The 16,921-nt window shown below is 43.1% G+C and carries 16 protein-coding genes; 8 read left to right on the top strand and 8 right to left on the bottom strand.

Features of this window, described 5'->3' with window-relative positions; all coding sequences use genetic code 11:
• Positions 1–405: 405 nt before the first annotated feature.
• Positions 406–1,518, bottom strand: a complete 1,113-nt coding sequence (locus tag ACH97_RS06865; RefSeq protein WP_048349929.1) for a Gfo/Idh/MocA family protein — start codon at positions 1,516–1,518, stop codon at positions 406–408.
• Positions 1,519–1,628: 110 nt separating this feature from the next.
• Between ACH97_RS06865 and ACH97_RS06860 the strand changes: the two genes are divergently transcribed.
• Entirely contained in the window at positions 1,629–2,495 is an 867-nt protein-coding gene (locus tag ACH97_RS06860) for a LysR family transcriptional regulator (protein ID WP_020450296.1), read from the top strand.
• Positions 2,496–2,860: 365 nt separating this feature from the next.
• Here the strand turns inward: ACH97_RS06860 and ACH97_RS06855 are convergent, their stop codons facing one another.
• On the bottom strand, positions 2,861–3,433 hold the full coding sequence (locus ACH97_RS06855; protein WP_020450297.1) for an RBBP9/YdeN family alpha/beta hydrolase: 573 nt from the start codon (positions 3,431–3,433) through the stop codon (positions 2,861–2,863).
• A gap of 83 nt (positions 3,434–3,516) precedes the next feature.
• A complete protein-coding gene (locus ACH97_RS06850; RefSeq protein WP_020450298.1) occupies positions 3,517–3,846 on the bottom strand; it encodes a winged helix-turn-helix transcriptional regulator in 330 nt (109 codons plus the stop codon).
• 559 nt (positions 3,847–4,405) lie between these two features.
• On the opposite strand from ACH97_RS06850, the gene ACH97_RS06840 reads away from it, so the two are divergent.
• A complete protein-coding gene (locus ACH97_RS06840) occupies positions 4,406–5,632 on the top strand; it encodes an MFS transporter (RefSeq protein WP_020450300.1) in 1,227 nt (408 codons plus the stop codon).
• Between the two features lie 96 nt (positions 5,633–5,728).
• Here the strand turns inward: ACH97_RS06840 and ACH97_RS06835 are convergent, their stop codons facing one another.
• Both ACH97_RS06835 and ACH97_RS06830 read right to left on the bottom strand, forming a co-directional pair.
• On the bottom strand, positions 5,729–6,511 hold the full coding sequence (locus ACH97_RS06835) for a cyclase family protein (RefSeq protein WP_020450301.1): 783 nt from the start codon (positions 6,509–6,511) through the stop codon (positions 5,729–5,731).
• A 129-nt stretch (positions 6,512–6,640) separates the two neighbouring features.
• The gene (locus ACH97_RS06830; RefSeq protein WP_020450302.1) at positions 6,641–8,023 is read right to left on the bottom strand and encodes an amino acid permease; all 1,383 of its coding nucleotides are present in this window, start codon (positions 8,021–8,023) and stop codon (positions 6,641–6,643) included.
• A gap of 601 nt (positions 8,024–8,624) precedes the next feature.
• Between ACH97_RS06830 and ACH97_RS06825 the strand changes: the two genes are divergently transcribed.
• Together ACH97_RS06825 and ACH97_RS06820 are read left to right on the top strand one after the other, a co-directional pair.
• Positions 8,625–9,257, top strand: a complete 633-nt coding sequence (locus ACH97_RS06825; RefSeq protein ID WP_020450305.1) for a DUF2306 domain-containing protein — start codon at positions 8,625–8,627, stop codon at positions 9,255–9,257.
• A gap of 229 nt (positions 9,258–9,486) precedes the next feature.
• Positions 9,487–9,846: a putative zinc-binding protein gene (locus ACH97_RS06820; protein ID WP_020450306.1), complete on the top strand. Its 360-nt coding sequence runs from the start codon at positions 9,487–9,489 to the stop codon at positions 9,844–9,846.
• Positions 9,847–9,980: 134 nt separating this feature from the next.
• On the opposite strand, the gene ACH97_RS06815 is transcribed toward ACH97_RS06820, so the two are convergent.
• On the bottom strand, positions 9,981–10,805 hold the full coding sequence (locus ACH97_RS06815) for an alpha/beta fold hydrolase (protein ID WP_020450307.1): 825 nt from the start codon (positions 10,803–10,805) through the stop codon (positions 9,981–9,983).
• 132 nt (positions 10,806–10,937) lie between these two features.
• Positions 10,938–11,201, bottom strand: coding sequence for a CD3324 family protein (locus ACH97_RS06810; protein WP_020450308.1), 264 nt, complete (start codon positions 11,199–11,201; stop codon positions 10,938–10,940).
• Positions 11,202–11,545: 344 nt separating this feature from the next.
• Here ACH97_RS06810 and ACH97_RS06805 point away from each other — a divergent pair, with 344 nt between their 5' ends.
• The 3 genes from ACH97_RS06805 (at position 11,546) to ACH97_RS06795 (ending at position 15,027) form a co-directional block, all read left to right on the top strand.
• Positions 11,546–12,043 (top strand): RNA polymerase sigma factor, encoded by a 498-nt coding sequence (locus tag ACH97_RS06805; RefSeq protein WP_020450310.1) that lies wholly within the window; start codon positions 11,546–11,548, stop codon positions 12,041–12,043.
• Positions 12,043–12,903: an anti-sigma-V factor RsiV gene (gene rsiV / locus ACH97_RS06800; protein WP_020450311.1), complete on the top strand. Its 861-nt coding sequence runs from the start codon at positions 12,043–12,045 to the stop codon at positions 12,901–12,903. Before ACH97_RS06805 ends, rsiV begins: the two co-directional genes overlap by 1 nt.
• Before the next feature lie 228 nt (positions 12,904–13,131).
• Entirely contained in the window at positions 13,132–15,027 is a 1,896-nt protein-coding gene (locus ACH97_RS06795) for an acyltransferase family protein (RefSeq protein WP_048349930.1), read from the top strand.
• Between the two features lie 23 nt (positions 15,028–15,050).
• Here ACH97_RS06795 and ACH97_RS06790 read toward each other — a convergent pair whose 3' ends face one another.
• A complete protein-coding gene (locus tag ACH97_RS06790; protein ID WP_048349931.1) occupies positions 15,051–15,500 on the bottom strand; it encodes an NUDIX hydrolase in 450 nt (149 codons plus the stop codon).
• A gap of 197 nt (positions 15,501–15,697) precedes the next feature.
• On the opposite strand from ACH97_RS06790, the gene ACH97_RS06785 reads away from it, so the two are divergent.
• The gene (locus tag ACH97_RS06785) at positions 15,698–16,903 is read left to right on the top strand and encodes a Bcr/CflA family efflux MFS transporter (protein ID WP_023857816.1); all 1,206 of its coding nucleotides are present in this window, start codon (positions 15,698–15,700) and stop codon (positions 16,901–16,903) included.
• Positions 16,904–16,921: the final 18 nt, after the last annotated feature.

Genomic DNA, 16,921 nt, shown 5'->3' with positions numbered 1-16,921 from the left:
GTTTCTACATAAAAAACCCATCTCACAAAGAAATTAATTGATCTAAATTTCATATTTAATTCTTTTTTCAAATAGATTAATCAGCAAGGACTTTTTTAGAGAAATCTAGGATTACTGTGTCTTATTCCAAGGAATCCCCCTACTCATCCTCATTTGACTGATAGCTTTCTCTGCCTAAGACTAATGATAAAAAAGATCAATTAAGAATACTGTTTAAGTAAACTTAATTGATCTTATAATACGATGTAACCTCCCTGGGCCGCTAAACTTTTAAGGAGGTCTATGTATATAAACCTTTGGGGCTAACTTTTGTCGAGCTCGCTTTTGTACATGTTTTTAGGATAACAATTTTCTCAAGCTTGATCAGCATGTGCAAGGACCATGTAAATAAAAGATATACGGTTCCTACTCATTTTTTAAGAGTACTTTTTTACCGGTCTTTGCCGACTTCCGAATGGCGTCTAACAACCGGTGCAGTTTGACAGCGTCATGAAAGTTTGGGATTTGATTTTTATGTTCAAATATATCTTCCGCTAAAATAGTATAAGCAGTTTCAACATAGCCTCTTGCACCATGATCCTTTACTGGGGAAATTTTTACTTCTTCAGAATAAACATCTTCAGCATTTAACAAATTATGAGGATGTGTAATCTTTTTGACTTTGAGATTGCCAAATTGTACGTGTCCTGAGGAATTATGCTGTGTTAAACGCAAAACACCTTTTTCCCCTCTAATCTCTAATTGAAAAGCTGGATAAACTCCGCCCTGAATATGGACAGAGGCTGAAGCGCCATTAACGAGCGTCCCCTGGATTAAAATTTGGTCAGCTGTGTTTTTCGGTATTTTCATCCCTGTTTCTTGTATAACGGCTTCTGTATAATGACTGTTCATTGCAGCTGATAATTCTTTAAAATCACCCAGGATATAACAAAGAACATCAAGCGAGTGACCACCGTTGATTGTAAGAAGGTTCGCCCCATTTTCTCTTTTTAAAAGGTAACTGCTTTTTTCATCTGTTATTCCTCCCTTTCCTTGTGTTGCTACCTGCATCGTGCAGGAGATGACCTTGCCGATCTCCCCCTGTTTGATTGCCCGCTTTAAATAATTGACTTCTGGAGATTGCCTTCCTTGTAATCCAATCGCATGATGAATGTTTGCGTCATCTGCCAATTTTGCCAGTTTTTCAGCCTGCACAGTATCTATGCCTAAAGGCCATTCACAATATATATGTTTATTTTCTTCTATGGCTGCAAGCGAAGCTTCATAATGGAAAGGAACCTTTATACTGACGACTACCAAATCAACATCTTTTGATTGTGCTAATTCCTTATAATCTGTAAAAGCAGAGGCAGCCTTAAGCATCATAGCGCTTTTTTTTGCGGTTTCCATTTTTGATGTTCCAATCGCCGTTATTTCATAAAAAGGATTTTCCTTCAATACCGGAATATGTGTTTGACTAGCCCATTGATTATTCAAAGATCCGCCTATAATCCCTGCTTTTATCACGTTGTTCTTCATTAGCTATCCCTCCAAAACTCTTTAAACCGAGTATAATTAAAATTAGAGATCATTTTAAATGTTAAGTTATGATGGTTATATCACTTTTTTTGATGGGGGTTGAAATATGAATGGATATTGAAAACATGAAAGCTTTTGTTTCAGTGGCGGAATTAAAAAGCATATCTGCTGCTGCAATTAAATTGAATCACCTTCAATCCAATATGACTGCGAAAATAAAAAAAATCGAAACTCATTATCATCAACAACTGTTTATCAGAAATTCAAAAGGAGTCAAACTAACGAAAGAGGGAGAAAAATTATATCATCAATACAAGAAAATCTTGTTCGTTTGGGAAGAAACCGAAAACATCATGAAAAAACACGATGAAAAACTCCGTATTGGCACGATGATATCTGTCGGTGGAACTCAATTCTCAAGTGCTTTAAATAAGCTTTATCATACATATCCTGATTTATCGGTAACATTAAAAACAGGTTCAACAGAATATATTGAAAATCAAGTTCTTCTTGGAAAAATCGATGTTGCTTATACGATTGGATCGCTAAACAATAAAAAGATAAGTTATCAAAAAGTGGGATATGAAGAATTGGTGATCATAGGCCAAGGTATAGATCAATATACGAGATTTGATGATTATATAAACGGAAAAAACGTACTTGTATTATCAGATAAGTGCTTGTATCTAACATTATTATGTAATATTTTTGAAGATTCGAACATCCAACAGGGGGAAATCATTGAAGTGGGCGATCCAGAATCCTTAGTGCAATTTGCATTGATGGGTATGGGAATTTCCTTAGTATCAAAGCGCATAGCAGATCGCTACAATATCCATCATTATTTAGAAGTTCCATCACCTTATAGATACGTCGATTTATATTTCATTACACGACTAAATCATAAATTTACACCTATAGAGAAACAGTTTATTGAATTAAATAACTCCCTGAGCGACATCATTGAAGGAATGTAAGGTTGATAAAAAAGTTATGCTCTCTTAAAACCAATACAAAAAGGTGTACCCTTATGCGTGAAAGATATATCAATGAACGGGATTCATTTCTTTTGGAACTTGGTTAGGTAATATCCCTGATCTAAATTAGAGATGACTCATTTTGAAGCTTTAAGTGCTAAGCCTTCACAAGAAACATAAGCCGCGCTTTCATTCAAGTGCCTTCAACAAAGCTATATTATACACATTTTCAATTGGCATGACGTAACAGACCACTTCAAAACAGGGAACTTTGGCATCGATTTTTTCCACACTTATTAAGAAATTGGAAAAGGGCGGCTTCTAAGCCCTTTGCCGCCCTAAAATCCGAATATCCTTTATTGTTTTTAGCAAGTTTCTTTTGAGAAATAGGAGTTTAAAACATCATAAACAATCGGCAAAGAAGTAAATCCGTCAGTTTCTAAAAAGTGCCCCCCGTGTTGAACTTCGTAAAGCTTAGCGTCAATTTGTTGCGCCAGATCTTTGCTCCATGCAAATGGCACAATTTGATCGTCTCTAGAGGCAATGACAGCACGATGCTTAGCTGACTCAATGATGTTTTGAAAATCAAACGATTCCTCGGTAAATTCATCTAACATCTTTAAATCGGGCAGTGACTTGGCAAAGCCGGAAACGAGCAAGATTCCGCCAAGTGGTTGACGCAATTGCGTTTGTTCCAAAAACCTCAAAACGGCGGCGCACCCCAGGCTGTGTGCAACCAGATAAGTATGTTTATTTAATGTGTGCTTATTTAAAGAGAGCGTATCAAGCCAATCTTTAAGCCTTGGCTGGTGAGGATTAGGCATGTCTAAAATTTCTGCGTGTATTCCGTCTGCAAGCAGACGTTTTTTCAGCCAAGGAAACCAGTGGTTGGTTGAGGAGGCTCTGTAGCCATGAATGATATAAATTTGTTTTGTCATCCTGTTCTCCTTACAAATAATTTTTATTCAGTATAAAATCCCTCCCGTCGGGAAACAAGTACGCACTTTTTAGTAAGTATTTTTTACTCATAAGGCAAATCTTCTCTTTGTCCCCATCTGCACATTTCATCTATGAGAGGGTATAAAGACAGTCCTCTGTCTGATAACGAATACTCCACTCTGAGGGGATTTTGAGAAATCTCCACCCGGTGAATCAGACCGTCAGTTTGCAACTCCTTCAGCTGGGAACTTAACATTTTATGGGTGATTAACGGCATAGCCCGTTTGAGCTCCCCGTATCTCATCGTTTTTTCACACGCCAGCTCATAGAGGATTCTCATTTTCCATTTACCACCTATAAGAGATAAGGTGTATTCAAATGGAGCTTGTTTGCTGCGGCATAAGGTATTCATGGTAATCAAACCTCCTTTTTTAAGATCATAACAAAAATCAATATTGAGCCTGGCTTCAACATGAATAGCAAAAGATTCACTTGTTTTCCTTATTTTGTTAAGGAGATGTGATATGATACAAAAAAAGGGAGCGGATTTCTTCTGAAAAAGGGCGGGAATACTTTTGCGCGAATTTGCACCTCAAGTTTTTCAAACGATAGGGATTATTGGTTTTATTTTAGCTTTTGTCCAGATTCCAATCGGCTGGTTTATCGGATTTTTCTTTTCCGGTTTGTTCTTCATGATGTTGAAATCAAACAATGAAAAATCGGGAACCTTCAATGTGATGGCTGGAGCCGCGTGTTTCTTGTATTCATTTCATTGTTTGTTTACGCAAGTGTTGTGACTGAATGGAGAACCAATATAAAAGCAGGAGGATGTCACTTTTATAAATAACGAGTTTTAAATATGGAGCGTGATGAAATGAAAGAAAACAGCCTTTTCCATTTTGAACCCACAAATCTATTTTTTTGTCTATTTTCTTCTGTGTATTTGGAAATCAAAAATGGGTGATTTATAATTGCGAAAGTTGAAACTATTGCTAGCCGCTAATTTGATTTCCACCATAGGTACCGGTATCACTTCCTATTTAATTGTCTGGCTGCTGATTGATCAATTGAAACAATCCGTTTTATATGGGTTATTGACGATGACAACGATGATTTTAGTGTTTTTTGCTTCACCTTATTTAGGGAGTTTGGTGGATCGATATTCTCGAAAAGCGATATTTCTCTATTTAGAAATAATAGGAATAGTGGTCTTAGGCGTTTTTTCTGTTCTATTCAATATTTCCGCCGTGTTGGACATCACTCTTGTTGTGATACTGATTTTTTATCATACGGCTTACGATTCGATAAAGTATCCTGCTTTAGCCGCTTTAACTCAGGAAATGTTCAAAAAAGAGGACTATAGTAAGGTGAACAGCAGTCTTGAAGTTCAGGGGCAGGCGGCGCTGATGATTAGTTCGGGGCTGGCTGCCATGATGATCGGCAAGATGGATGCGACAGTCATTTTGGTCATAAACATCGCTACATTTATAGCAGCTTCCATCCTCATCTACAAACTTCCCTATCAACGAAATGCTGAAGCAGAAGAGCATTCCAATACAATGAAAAATGAATCTTACTGGCAAAACTTTAGCTCCTCACTCCAATATTTATCTCATCGAAAAGTTTTGTTTGCTCTTTTATTGACTTCTTTTATACCAAGCATCGTGATTATTGTCGCAAACTACTTGGATCCGGTTTTCATTTACGACTATTTAAACGAAGGTCCGTCAGTTATCGGCATTGCCAATATTGTTTACGCCATTGGAGCTATGGGCGCCGGTTTTGTCACATATCAAATATCAAAGAAATGGCCCGATATGCAAGGTGTTATATTGTTTATGACAGTATTTGCTCTAGCAACCATTGTGATCTTCCTCGTTCCGAATGCTGTGACATTTATAGTTGCAAGCCTCTTTTGGGGGCATTCAAATGCTGCGATCAGAGTATTTAGGAAAAGTTATATGTTCCATCATGTCGATAATGCATATATGGGACGTGTCAATTCGTTGTTTAATGCGGTAAAGCTGTTGGGACAAGTTGCTTTAATAGGCATCTTAACGATTACAGTAGTGCCGGCGGGTCAAACTGTTTACGGATACTTCGTTTTATTCATCATTGTAATTGCTGCTCTTTTAACAACAACTTATTTATTTAACAGAACTTATAACAAAGATAAAGAAAAGCGGGTATCTTTATAGAGTAGCTTCCCCCGTAGAGGAGGCATAAAAAAGCATTGCTGTTTAAATACGATGCTTTTTTATGCCATAGGAGCCTCCCGTGATGATCTCAAGGCTTCATTCACCGCTAAGAATCGCAACCGGGCGCGCCCAGCCGGCAGACGCTTTTTCAACTTTTACCGGAAAAGCCATGACGTAAAATCCAGTGGAAGGCAATTGATCAAGGTTGGCGAGCTTTTCAATTTGGCAGTAAGGAATGGTGCTGCCTGAATAATGACCTTCCCAAATAATGGATGGGTCTTTTTCCTGCTCAAAGCGCTTGGCGGTCATGCTGAATGGAGCGTCCCAGCTCCAGGCGTCAGTTCCGACAAGGCGCACGCCGCGTTCCGTTAAAAATAGAGTTGCTTCACGCCCCATCCCGCAGCCGCTGTGCAGGTAATCGTTTTGTCCGTATTTGGCGCCAGCCGACGTATTCACAAGAACAATGTCGCCGGGCGCAAGTTTATGATTGATGCGGTGAAGCTCCTGTTCGATTTCTTCAGGGGTAATGATATGCCCGTCTTTCAAATGTCTGAAATCAAGCTTAACCCCAGGGCCATGAAACCAGTCAAGCGGCACTTCATCAATCGTCATCATCCGCTTGCCGTCGTCTGTAACAGAACGGTAATGATATGGAGCGTCGATATGCGTTCCGGCATGCGTGGACATCTTCACTTTTTCCAGCGACCAGCCTTCTCCCCCGGGAAGATCTTGCGAGGAAAGGCCGGGAAAGCTCTGGACCATCTGTTTAGCTCCTTGCTTATGATCCGCATATTCGATTTCAGGGACAAACCCCGGCGGATCAGACGGTATATCACCTCTTAACGATACCGACAAATCTACAATTTGATTGATTTTCATCTGTTTTCCCCTTTCTGTCTGAGCGGCTGACCATTGAAATTGTAGGCGATCAAGCTGTTATCTTTTTTATTTTACATGATGAGCCATACAAAAAGCCTGCAGAACATTCTGCAGGCGATTCGCATTTTTCTACACTTGCTGTGACTTAGGTTTCCTCAGCTTGTAAATCGCGATTAGCATGATAAACCAAACCGGCGTGACAAATAAGGCAACGCGGGTGTCCTGCGCCAGTGCAAGGACGATGAGGATAAACGTAAGAAAACCGAGAACCACATAATTTGAAAACGGGTAAAGCGGCATCTTGAATTTGTTTGTTTTCGTTAAATCCGGTCTTGTTTTGCGGTATTTCAAATGGCAAATGACGGTGATTCCCCAAATAAAGATGAAGCATATCGTCGAGATGCTTGTAATCAGCGTAAACACTTGTTCAGGCATGATATAGTTCAGCATGATGCCAATCAGAATCACGACCGCTGAGAAAAACAACGCATTGCTCGGCACTTTGCGGGAGGTCAGTTTGGTCATAGCGCCGGGCGCATTATGTTCTTTCGCAAGCGAGTATATCATCCGGCTCGTGCTGAAGACTGCGCTGTTGCTTGCCGAAGCCGCCGATGTCAGCACCACAAAATTGATGATGCTTGCAGCCGCAATGATGCCGACCGCTGCAAAGACTTGGACGAACGGACTCTCATTTGGGTTGATGACATTCCACGGATAGATGCTCATGATCACAAGGAGAGCACCGATATAAAACAGCAAAACACGGACGGGGATATTGTTGATCGCTTTAGGAATGACCTTTTCCGGATCTTTCGTTTCCCCCGCTGTCAGTCCCACAAGTTCGATGCCAACAAACGCAAAGACAACCATCTGGAATGAAAGGAGAAAACCGTGCAGTCCATTTGGAAACATGCCGCCGTGGTTCCAAAGGTTGTGAAAGGCGGCAGCGCCCGAATGGGTGGAAAATCCTTTGAAGATCATGAAAAGGCCGATCACGATCAGCGCCAATATCGCAATGACTTTGATTAATGCGAACCAGAACTCCAATTCTCCAAAAAGCTTGACGGTCGCCAGGTTCATGATCAGCAAAATGAGCAGGGCGATCAATCCGGGCAGCCATTGCGGTACATCAGGCAGCCAGTATTGGGTATAAAGCCCGACCGCGGTTAAATCGGCCATCGCGAGCGAAATCCAGCAAAACCAGTATGTCCAACCCGTTATAAATGCCGCCATGTCGCCTAAGTAGTCCCTGACAAAGTCGACAAACGAATGGTATTCCAAATTGGATAAAAGCAGTTCTCCAAGAGAACGCATAATGAAAAAACAAATGATTCCCGTAATCAGATAAGCAAATAAAATCGACGGTCCTGCAAAATGGATTGATTTCCCCGAACCAAGAAACAGCCCCGTTCCGATCGCTCCGCCGATGGCGATGAGCTGAATATGCCTGTTTTTCAGGCCTCTCGATAATTTTTGTTCGTGTATATCGTTGTCAGTTACATCTTCTGTCACTTTATGTATGCCTCCATTTTTATTTTTTAGGCCCGATCCCCGCATGTTTTAAAATCTATAATAACATTAAAATTTGAAGTAACAGATAAGATTCGCCTGATGCGTTTGTAAAGAGGTGGTTTGCGTGGAAGTAGACTGATCCTTCTTTTTGTAACCAGATCTTTATAGAATGGTCGTTGTTCATTAATCATATTTGGTTCGGAATAAGAAGCGGGAATGAATCCGTCCGTAAGTATTGTCATACCCGCTGCAAAATACATATCCGTCTGTTTGGACAGCGTGCTGAGGCAACTCCTTGAAATTGTTGAAGCCATTGTCATCGACTCGCGATTTCAGCAGAGACATCATTCAAAAGTATGCCGCAAAAGATGACAGAATTATTCCGGCTTTCCAGAAAAACGGGAGGCCCGAGCCAAGCAACAAATCGTACTTGGCCTGTTTTTAATGGGGAAGGTTTTGTCATTGAGGGCTTGATATGCCAAGCTGCTGCGCACGTCCGCTTTCGTGATACAATATAGGTATTTCAGAGAGCATGATGTATTAGGAGGAACGAAAGCTGAACAAAAGGAAATCTCAACGCAGTCAATCGGTTTTTTCGGCAATGCTGATCGTAATCGCGGTGTATGTTCTGTATACCTTGTTTGAAAATTTAATTCTTGATCCGCAATCAACATCTTTTCTCAGCCATAAATCCCACCTGAGGGACTCCTTTCATCTCCCGGTCTGGCTGAAGGTGATGTATGTTCACGTTGTTGCCGCTTGTTTGGCGATGGCTTCGGGCGCTGTCAACTTCTCCAGCGCCTTGTTGACCAAAAGCCGCAAGATTCACCGTTTTAACGGCTGGCTCTACGTCGTTTGCGTGCTGATTGTGACGCTGTCGTCAGGCTATATGGCACCGCATTCTACCGGAGGGAAGGCCGTCAGCATAGCCTTTAACATGGTGAATATGTATTGGCCTGCCGCCACGGTTATTTCCGTCATCAAAGCTCGGCGAAATCAGTTTATCAAGCACCGGAATTGGATGATTCGCAGCTATCTATTCTGTTTTACCAATATGTTCATTCACTTGATCACTTTCGTGTGCCATAAAGGACTCGGCCTGATATATGACATCAGCTACACGATAGGCGTTTTCGGAGCGATTGTGCTTTGCATCGCGTTGGCCGAATGGATCATTCGGTTCGCCTTTAAAAAGCCGGCGCAAATTTTTTATACAAATCACAGGGGCTTTTAAGCCCCTGCTCTTTTTCCTGAGGATTCCATATAGCTCAAGGAGGCGAGTATTCTCATTGAATACGGGAAAGGAGTGTGAAGCAGTTTTGCTTTTGCTTGGGCTGTTTGATTCAGCTCATAGAGTAATAGAAAAAGTGATCTGGCTCACAGTTTTCATCACGCACCTCCTGTAAAGTAAATGATAGTTTTTTGCCGGCGAAAATAAAGAAAAACAGGGGATGTGTCAACCGATGAAAAGAACTGATCTGCCTCTAGTGTATTCGTGCTCCGGATGTTCCTCGGCCGCGCAAACGGCCAATATGATTGCCATTAAAATGGATCGGGAGAAAACGGCCGAAATGTCGTGCATTGCCGGAGTCGGCGGCGATGTGAAACCGCTTGTCAAAACAGCAAAATCCGGGCGGGATATCATTGCGATTGACGGCTGTCCTTTATGCTGTGTCAAGAGTTGTTTAGCTAAGCATGATGTTCAGCCGAAGCATCATTTTGTATTATCGGATTTTAACGTGCCGAAGAAAAAAGGAGCAGATCCCGACCCTGTCCTTTATATGAATGCGTATGAACAAATTTTGCAGCTCTTAAAATGCTAAGCCTTTTGGGAATGTTTATTTAGGGTGCTGTTTAGAGCATCAGTGAACGGATGCATTTGAATTGAAAAATCGAATGTCGATTACAGGCCATACGCTTTCTGCGAACGGCGGATTGATTTAAAATACCGAGGGTTTCATCCCTTGGTATTTTTGTTGTTACATCTTCTAAAAACCATGTCCAGCTTTTCGGCAAAATCCTCTGGGTATAAAACGCATCCCACATGATTGCCTGGAAAATCGACTACTTTCGTTTTCAAATGATCAGCCAATGCTTTTGCATACCTGTACGGGAGACAGCCTTGCGAATCAATGCCGCCGGCAGGAACGACTGTAACCGGTGAAGCTTTAAGCCTGCCGATGTCGAGTGAATATTCTCTTAAACCCGGCACCTCGGACAGGATAAAATAGTCAATGTTGGCCATGAGCTGCTCCGTCCGGGTTTTTGGACGGTCCGGCTGAGCTGTGGACGTAATGCCCATCGCTTTCGCGAATGCTTCTAAAGCCTGTAATCCGCTTCGTTTGTATTGTTTTTCAAGGTTCTCCAAGCTCTCGAACCCTTTGGTGCGGTCACTGCCGGCCAACAATTGCGGAATCGGAGGCTCGTGTGCGACCAACATGCGGATTTGTGCAGGATGGCGGATGGCAAGATCAAGGCCGATGACCGCGCCGGAGCTGCAGCCGAATACATGGGCCGGTTCATCCGTCAGAGCGGCCAGCAGCCGGCTCGCATCATCGCTGTGTGCGGAAACCTGGTAATTTTCATTCGGATCTTCCAGCCTGCTGCGGGAATGCCCGCGGCGGTCGTATGTGATAACCGTGTAACGGTCGGATAGGCGGTCTGTAATCGGGTATGATTCTGCATCGCCGTTGCCCCCGTGAATCATAAGCAAGATAGGCCCAGAGCCGCGCACTTCGTAGTAGAGCTTTGCTCCGGGTACTTCCAATACACCGTGTTTCATGACAATATTCTCCTCTCGTTGCATGATCACTTTTACATTACATGACGGAGAAAGCATAGAAAATGCAGAAATCAGCTAATAAACAAACTCGCCATATTAAAAAGCACCGATCACAAGGATCCGTGCTCCAGTTTATTTTGTGTAAACGATTTTTTTAATCGTTTCGATGGAAAGATGATGTTCCGCTGCTAAGTGCTCAATCGTTTCGCCATTTTTAAAGGCCCTTTTTATCGCGGTGTTGCGATCATCGATCAGCTTTCTTGCTCCTGAACGTGCACCCCATTTTTTGTGGGCGGATTCAGTCTTGGGAATGTAGATCGTTTCCCCTTGAACATACTTTTGAATTTCCGATAGCAGCTTTTCAGGTAGAACAGCGGCAGCCTTTACGTATGCCATGTTTGCCAGCTCCTTATTCCTTTGATTGTAAAATAAGGGGCAAAGCCAATTACCAGAAAAGCTTACTTCAGGCGATTTTATTTGTCCACCCCATGCAAAGTATCGCCTTTTCCGATAACAGGCTTTGCATGAGACGCTGCATGATCCGGCATTCTGATGCTTGCCATGTGATCACCTCCTTCGAATTTGCTATTCATTATAAATGAAATCGAGATTGGCGGCACTTGATGATAAAATATTTTTAAAAAGAATGACCAGTCCGCAAACTATTTTTCACGCTCCCGCGTCTATCCTAATGTAACAGCCGTATATACGTATATTCAAAAAAGGAGTTCTTTATTGCAATGAAGAAACAAGCAGCCAGAGCGTCTCTTGTCGCTTGCATAACAGACCGGAAAGAAGACTTTTACCGGCTGGCGTACAGCTATGTGAAAAATCAAGAAGACGCCTTAGATATTGTCCAGGAATCAATCAAAAAAGCGCTCGATTCCGTCGATTCTGTTCGCAATCCGGATACGATTAAAAGCTGGTTTTACAAAATTTTGGTGCGGACGGCAATCGATTTTTTGCGCAAACGGAAAAAACTAAAGGTTATGGATGATCAAACGATCGAATTTTTAAGCAAGGGCAAGGAAGATATCTACCGGGATACAGACCTTCATGAGGCGCTTGACGAGTTGCCGCATCCCTACCACACCATTATTGTTCTGCGATTTTTTGAGGATCTCAAACTGGAAGAGATTGCGGAAATCACAGGCGAAAATTTGAATACGGTCAAAACGCGCCTTTACAGAGGATTGAAGCTTATGCGCATCCAATTGACGAAGGAGGATCTTTCTTAATGGAAAAGAAATTGGAACAGCTGAGAAAAGCATATCAAAACGTCCCCATTCCGAAGGAACTGGATCAGGTTGTCGAAACTGCGCTTCAGCATAAACCGAAGAAGAAGAGAAGGCTGGTGGTATGGCCTGCATCAACGCTTGTCGCGGCGGCTGTACTATTGGCTGCCGTCGTGAATATCAATCCCGGAGCAGCCCAGGCCATGTCGCGTTTACCCGTCATCGGCAAGGTCGTTAAGGCCATCACATTCACCGAGATCAAACAGAAAGATGGAGAATCGAGTATTGACGTGAAAACACCGGCTCTGTCCGGCTTGAATAACCGGGAGCTTGAAAATGGCATTAACGAGAAATATGTAAAGGAAAGCCGTCAGCTTTACCGGGAATTCATGAAGGAGACGTCCCGGAATAAAAAAGGGCATCTCAGCATCTACAGCGATTATGAGACAGTCACGGATACGAAGGATTTGATTTCGATTCGGCGAAGCGTCGAAAGAACGGAAGCGTCCAGCTATACCGAACGGCGCTATATCACCATTGACAAAAAGAATGAAATTCTGCTTACCTTGAAGAGTTTGTTTAAAGACGACCGGTATATTACGGCCATCAGCGAAAACATTAAAGAACAAATGAAACAGCAAATGAAAGATGATCCTGATAAAATATATTGGATCAATGACGAGGAAGTCGAGCCATTCAAACGAATCAAGGCCGACCAAAATTTTTATATTACAGAGAATCATAAACTGGTGATTTCATTTGACGATTATGAAGTCGCACCCGGATATATGGGCGCGGTAGAGTTTGAAATTCCGACTAAGGCGATTTCGAGCCTGCTGATCGGCGACCGCTACATCCGCTAGTCAAAAAATCCATGATTCGCTGAAATCATGGATTTTTTACTTTTTACAACTTTGTAACACCATATTCAGCTTGAAACTTTTATACTAGAGAGACGGCATCATTCAGGGTAGATAAAAATGACGATTTTTTGAAACAAAAAACGGTCCTGACTTCGTCTATAATATCGGAGCCGTAAAAGGCGCGAAACATAAAGAAGAACCGTACGTACATATCATTGGAGGAATACCATGCGAGATCAGACACAACAACACCGTTACATACCGGGGTTAGACGGGCTTCGGGCTTTTGCCGTTTTGGCGGTTATCGCTTACCACCTCAACATGAGCTGGGCCGACGGAGGCTTTATTGGCGTTGATATCTTTTTTGTTTTATCAGGATATTTGATTACATCGATTATCCTGCCGGCGTATGGAAATGACATTTCCCTCACATTCAGAGATTTTTGGGTGCGCCGGATACGGCGGCTGCTTCCAGCGGCGACGCTCATGATTTTCGCAACCGTCATATGGGTCGCTTTGTTTAACAGAGAGCTGATGCATACCGTACGGGGAGATGCGATCTCCTCTCTTTTATATGTCAGCAATTGGTGGTTTATCTTTCACGACCTCTCATATTTTGATAGTTTCGGATCGCCGTCTCCTTTAAAAAACTTGTGGTCACTGGCGATTGAAGAACAGTTTTATTTCATCTGGCCGATCATTTTGCTGTTGGGCATCTACATATTTAAAAAGCGGGAGAGGCTGGCTGCGGCGGTTGTGCTGTGTGCGCTTTGTTCAGCCGTATGGATGAGCATCCTGTACATCCCTGGCGGCGATCCGAGCCGCGTATATTACGGGACTGATACGCGCGCCTTCGAGCTGTTGATCGGATGCGCATTAGCCCTTGTGTGGCCGATGAAAAGACTATCTGGGAACAGGCTCCCAAGCAGCCTGAAGCACGTGTTGCACGGAACTGAGCTTGCCGCTTTCGCGCTGCTTATGATGAGCATTTATTTTGTCGATGAATTCAGCCCGTTTCTCTATCATGGCGGAATGCTTCTGATCAGCATAATCGCAGCGATTTTGATTGCATGCGTCAGTCATCCGAGCAGCTTCTTGGGCTTTGTCCTTTCCGTGAAGCCGCTGCGCTGGATCGGGAAAAGGTCGTACGGCATTTATCTTTGGCACTATCCCGTCATCGTGCTGAGCACACCTGTTCAAGAGATTGGAAATCCGGTGTTCTGGCATGTTGCGATTAAGGTCGCTGTTACGTTTATTCTGGCGGAACTTTCGTATCGCTTTATCGAGAAGCCAATCCGACAAGACGGTTTTAAACCGTTTGTAAGCCGGGTTTTTCTGGATAAGATCACGGAATGGAAAACCGCTTCCGTTCCCAGCAAAATATCAATCGGACTGATGTTTGCCGCACTCCTCATTTTTGCAGGAGGCCTGTCGGGATTGGCCGACGAAAAGAAACAGCCGCAACAGGCCTATTCCAAATCTTATGAGGAAACAAGCGCCTCAGCGGATCAGCCGGCTGACAAAAGTGAAGAACGGAAGGATGATAAGAAAGCACAAGCTGAAAGCGGGAAAGATGATGAAACTAAAAGCCGGCAGAAAGCCGGCGGGGATGAATCGTCAAATACAAAAGATGAGCAGTCTGCGGAAAAAGAGCCTGATCATATCGAGAAAGAGGTATTGGCTGTCGGGGATTCGGTCATGCTTGACATTGCTTCCAGCCTGCGTAAGAAAATTCCGGGAATCACAATCGACGGTCAGGTTGGAAGGCAAGTGAGGGAAGCGCTTCAATTGACATCAACCTACGCTTCCTTTAATCATTCGGACAAAGCCGTCGTGATTGAACTGGGAACAAACGGCTATTTTACGGACAGTCAGATGGACGCTTTGCTTGATGCGTTCTCAAACGCTGATGTCTATCTCGTGAACACGCGCGTCCCCCGTCAGTGGGAGAGCAAGGTGAATGAATCGCTTCGGAAGCAAGCGGACAGCCGTCAAAACGTGACATTGGTCGATTGGCATACTGAAGCCCTGAAACATCCCGAATATTTCACCGCTGACGGCGTACACCTGATGCCGAAAGGGACCGAAGCTTTGGCATCGCTTATCGTCAAAGCGATGAAATAATGCTTAAACATAAAAAGAGGCTGTTATTTCTTGAATTTCGTGATAAATCTAATCAAATAAGGTGTTTTTAAAGTTTCTTTTACTAGTTTGTTATGATGTTTTGTAAAATTTTTTATTTGTTTTCTTCTATGGGGAACCATTAACAAAGGTAATCTATCTTTGCGAAACCATCCGATTTTTGCTGTTTCCGGCCCTTGTTTAATGGGTTCCCCACCTAGTAATTTTCCTGAATAGATGTACTGTATGTCATGATATTGCGGTTGATCGTACTCTCCTATTTTGCACATAATAGAAACACGGTAGCCTGTTTCTTCTTCCATTTCCCTCATGGCGCATGTTTCCGGCTGCTCGTGCTTTTCCATTCTGCCTCCTGGCAAGTCCCAGACAGGATAATCTTTTCTTTTAACCAGAAGTATTTTTCCTTTGCTATTTTCCACAATTGTAAAGCAACCTACAGTGTTTACTGCATTCAAGTTAAGATAACTCCTTCCTGTGTTTCACTTCAATTATAAATCATCTGACCGATTCGATCTCCGATCTTAACCGGTCATGAGCAATCCTCTTTCACAGCCAAAAAAATATGTTACAATATACAAATGTTTTGCGATCCTCTAGTTTATTTCATGATGAAACAATATATTTTACTAGCTTGAAAGAAAGGTTTGATACTATGCTCCATAATCCAACAGGAAAGGAACGCCTTGCATTGGCTTTTCTGCTCGGCATGCTTGCGATACTGGGCCCGCTGAATATCGATATGTATTTGCCAAGCTTTCCCGAAATTGCCGATGATTTATCAGCTGGAGCCTCGCTCGTACAGCTAAGCTTAACAGCGTGTTTGATCGGGCTTACGTTTGGTCAGCTCGTTATTGGGCCGGTCAGTGATGCACAAGGAAGACGGAAGCCCTTATTAATATCCATCTTTTTATTTGCGTTGTCTTCTTTGTTTTGCGCGCTTTCCCCGAACATTATTATGCTGGTCATTGGTCGTTTTTTACAGGGTTTTACCGCTTCGGCGGGAATTGTGCTGTCGCGCGCCATTGTACGGGACGTGTTTACAGGCAGAGAGCTTTCTAAATTTTTCTCGCTTTTAATGGTGATCACCGCGGTTGCGCCAATGGTCGCACCGATGACGGGGGGAGCCATCCTGCTTTTGCCGTTCGCTACTTGGCATACGATTTTTTATACTCTATCATTGATCGGATTGTTCCTAGTGCTCGTTATCTCAATGAAATTGACTGAAACATTGCCGCCTGACAAACGGATTCCAAGCTCAATCGGTTCGTCTCTCAAAACGATGGGGAGCTTGTTGAAGGACCGGTCTTTCATCGGCTATGCGCTGACTGTCGGTTTCATTCACGGAGGCAGCTTTGCATACGTGTCCGGAACCCCTTTTGTATATCAGGACATCTATGGGGTTTCTCCTCAAGTGTTCAGCGTGCTGTTCGGCATTAACGGCCTCGCCATTATTTCGGGAAGCTTTATCATCGGGCGTTTCGGGGGAATCATTCATGAGAGGAAGCTCTTGCGGATCGCGGTTATTACCGCTGTCATCGCGACATCCGTTCTCCTGACGATGACGATTTTGAAAGGACCGCTTGCAGCGATTGTCATTTCCATCTTTATCTACATGATAACCATCGGAATGACGTTGACAAGCACATTTACGCTGGCGATGGAAAACCAGGGACACCGTGCGGGCAGTGCAAGCGCGATGCTCGGCATGCTTCCGCTTCTGCTCGGTTCGATCGTTTCGCCTCTCGTTGGAATGAATGAAACAACGGCCGTTCCAATGGGTGCGATCATGTTTATCACAGCTGTGATCGGATCTTTCACCTTTTTTGCCTTAACACGGGAAAGACAGGGGGAGCGGTAAAGATAAGGACGGAATCAC

Origin of the sequence: Bacillus paralicheniformis (genome assembly GCF_001042485.2) — a bacterium.
Lineage (GTDB): Bacteria > Bacillota > Bacilli > Bacillales > Bacillaceae > Bacillus > Bacillus paralicheniformis.
The sequence above is the reverse complement of the archived record's forward strand: the minus strand, read 5'-3'. Positions and strand labels throughout refer to the sequence as shown.

Excerpts from the sequence above, each read along its gene's own strand:
- ACH97_RS06795 (WP_048349930.1), top strand. The coding sequence starts at position 13,132 with ATGCGAGATCAGACACAACAACACCGTTACATACCGGGGTTAGACGGG.
- ACH97_RS06865 (WP_048349929.1), bottom strand. The coding sequence starts at position 1,518 with ATGAAGAACAACGTGATAAAAGCAGGGATTATAGGCGGATCTTTGAAT.
- ACH97_RS06850 (WP_020450298.1), bottom strand. The coding sequence starts at position 3,846 with ATGAATACCTTATGCCGCAGCAAACAAGCTCCATTTGAATACACCTTA.
- rsiV (WP_020450311.1), top strand. The coding sequence starts at position 12,043 with ATGGAAAAGAAATTGGAACAGCTGAGAAAAGCATATCAAAACGTCCCC.
- ACH97_RS06785 (WP_023857816.1), top strand. The coding sequence starts at position 15,698 with ATGCTCCATAATCCAACAGGAAAGGAACGCCTTGCATTGGCTTTTCTG.
- ACH97_RS06805 (WP_020450310.1), top strand. The coding sequence starts at position 11,546 with ATGAAGAAACAAGCAGCCAGAGCGTCTCTTGTCGCTTGCATAACAGAC.
- ACH97_RS06860 (WP_020450296.1), top strand. The coding sequence starts at position 1,629 with ATGGATATTGAAAACATGAAAGCTTTTGTTTCAGTGGCGGAATTAAAA.
- ACH97_RS06825 (WP_020450305.1), top strand. The coding sequence starts at position 8,625 with ATGCTGATCGTAATCGCGGTGTATGTTCTGTATACCTTGTTTGAAAAT.
- ACH97_RS06820 (WP_020450306.1), top strand. The coding sequence starts at position 9,487 with ATGAAAAGAACTGATCTGCCTCTAGTGTATTCGTGCTCCGGATGTTCC.
- ACH97_RS06835 (WP_020450301.1), bottom strand. The coding sequence starts at position 6,511 with ATGAAAATCAATCAAATTGTAGATTTGTCGGTATCGTTAAGAGGTGAT.
- ACH97_RS06815 (WP_020450307.1), bottom strand. The coding sequence starts at position 10,805 with ATGAAACACGGTGTATTGGAAGTACCCGGAGCAAAGCTCTACTACGAA.
- ACH97_RS06810 (WP_020450308.1), bottom strand. The coding sequence starts at position 11,201 with ATGGCATACGTAAAGGCTGCCGCTGTTCTACCTGAAAAGCTGCTATCG.
- ACH97_RS06855 (WP_020450297.1), bottom strand. The coding sequence starts at position 3,433 with ATGACAAAACAAATTTATATCATTCATGGCTACAGAGCCTCCTCAACC.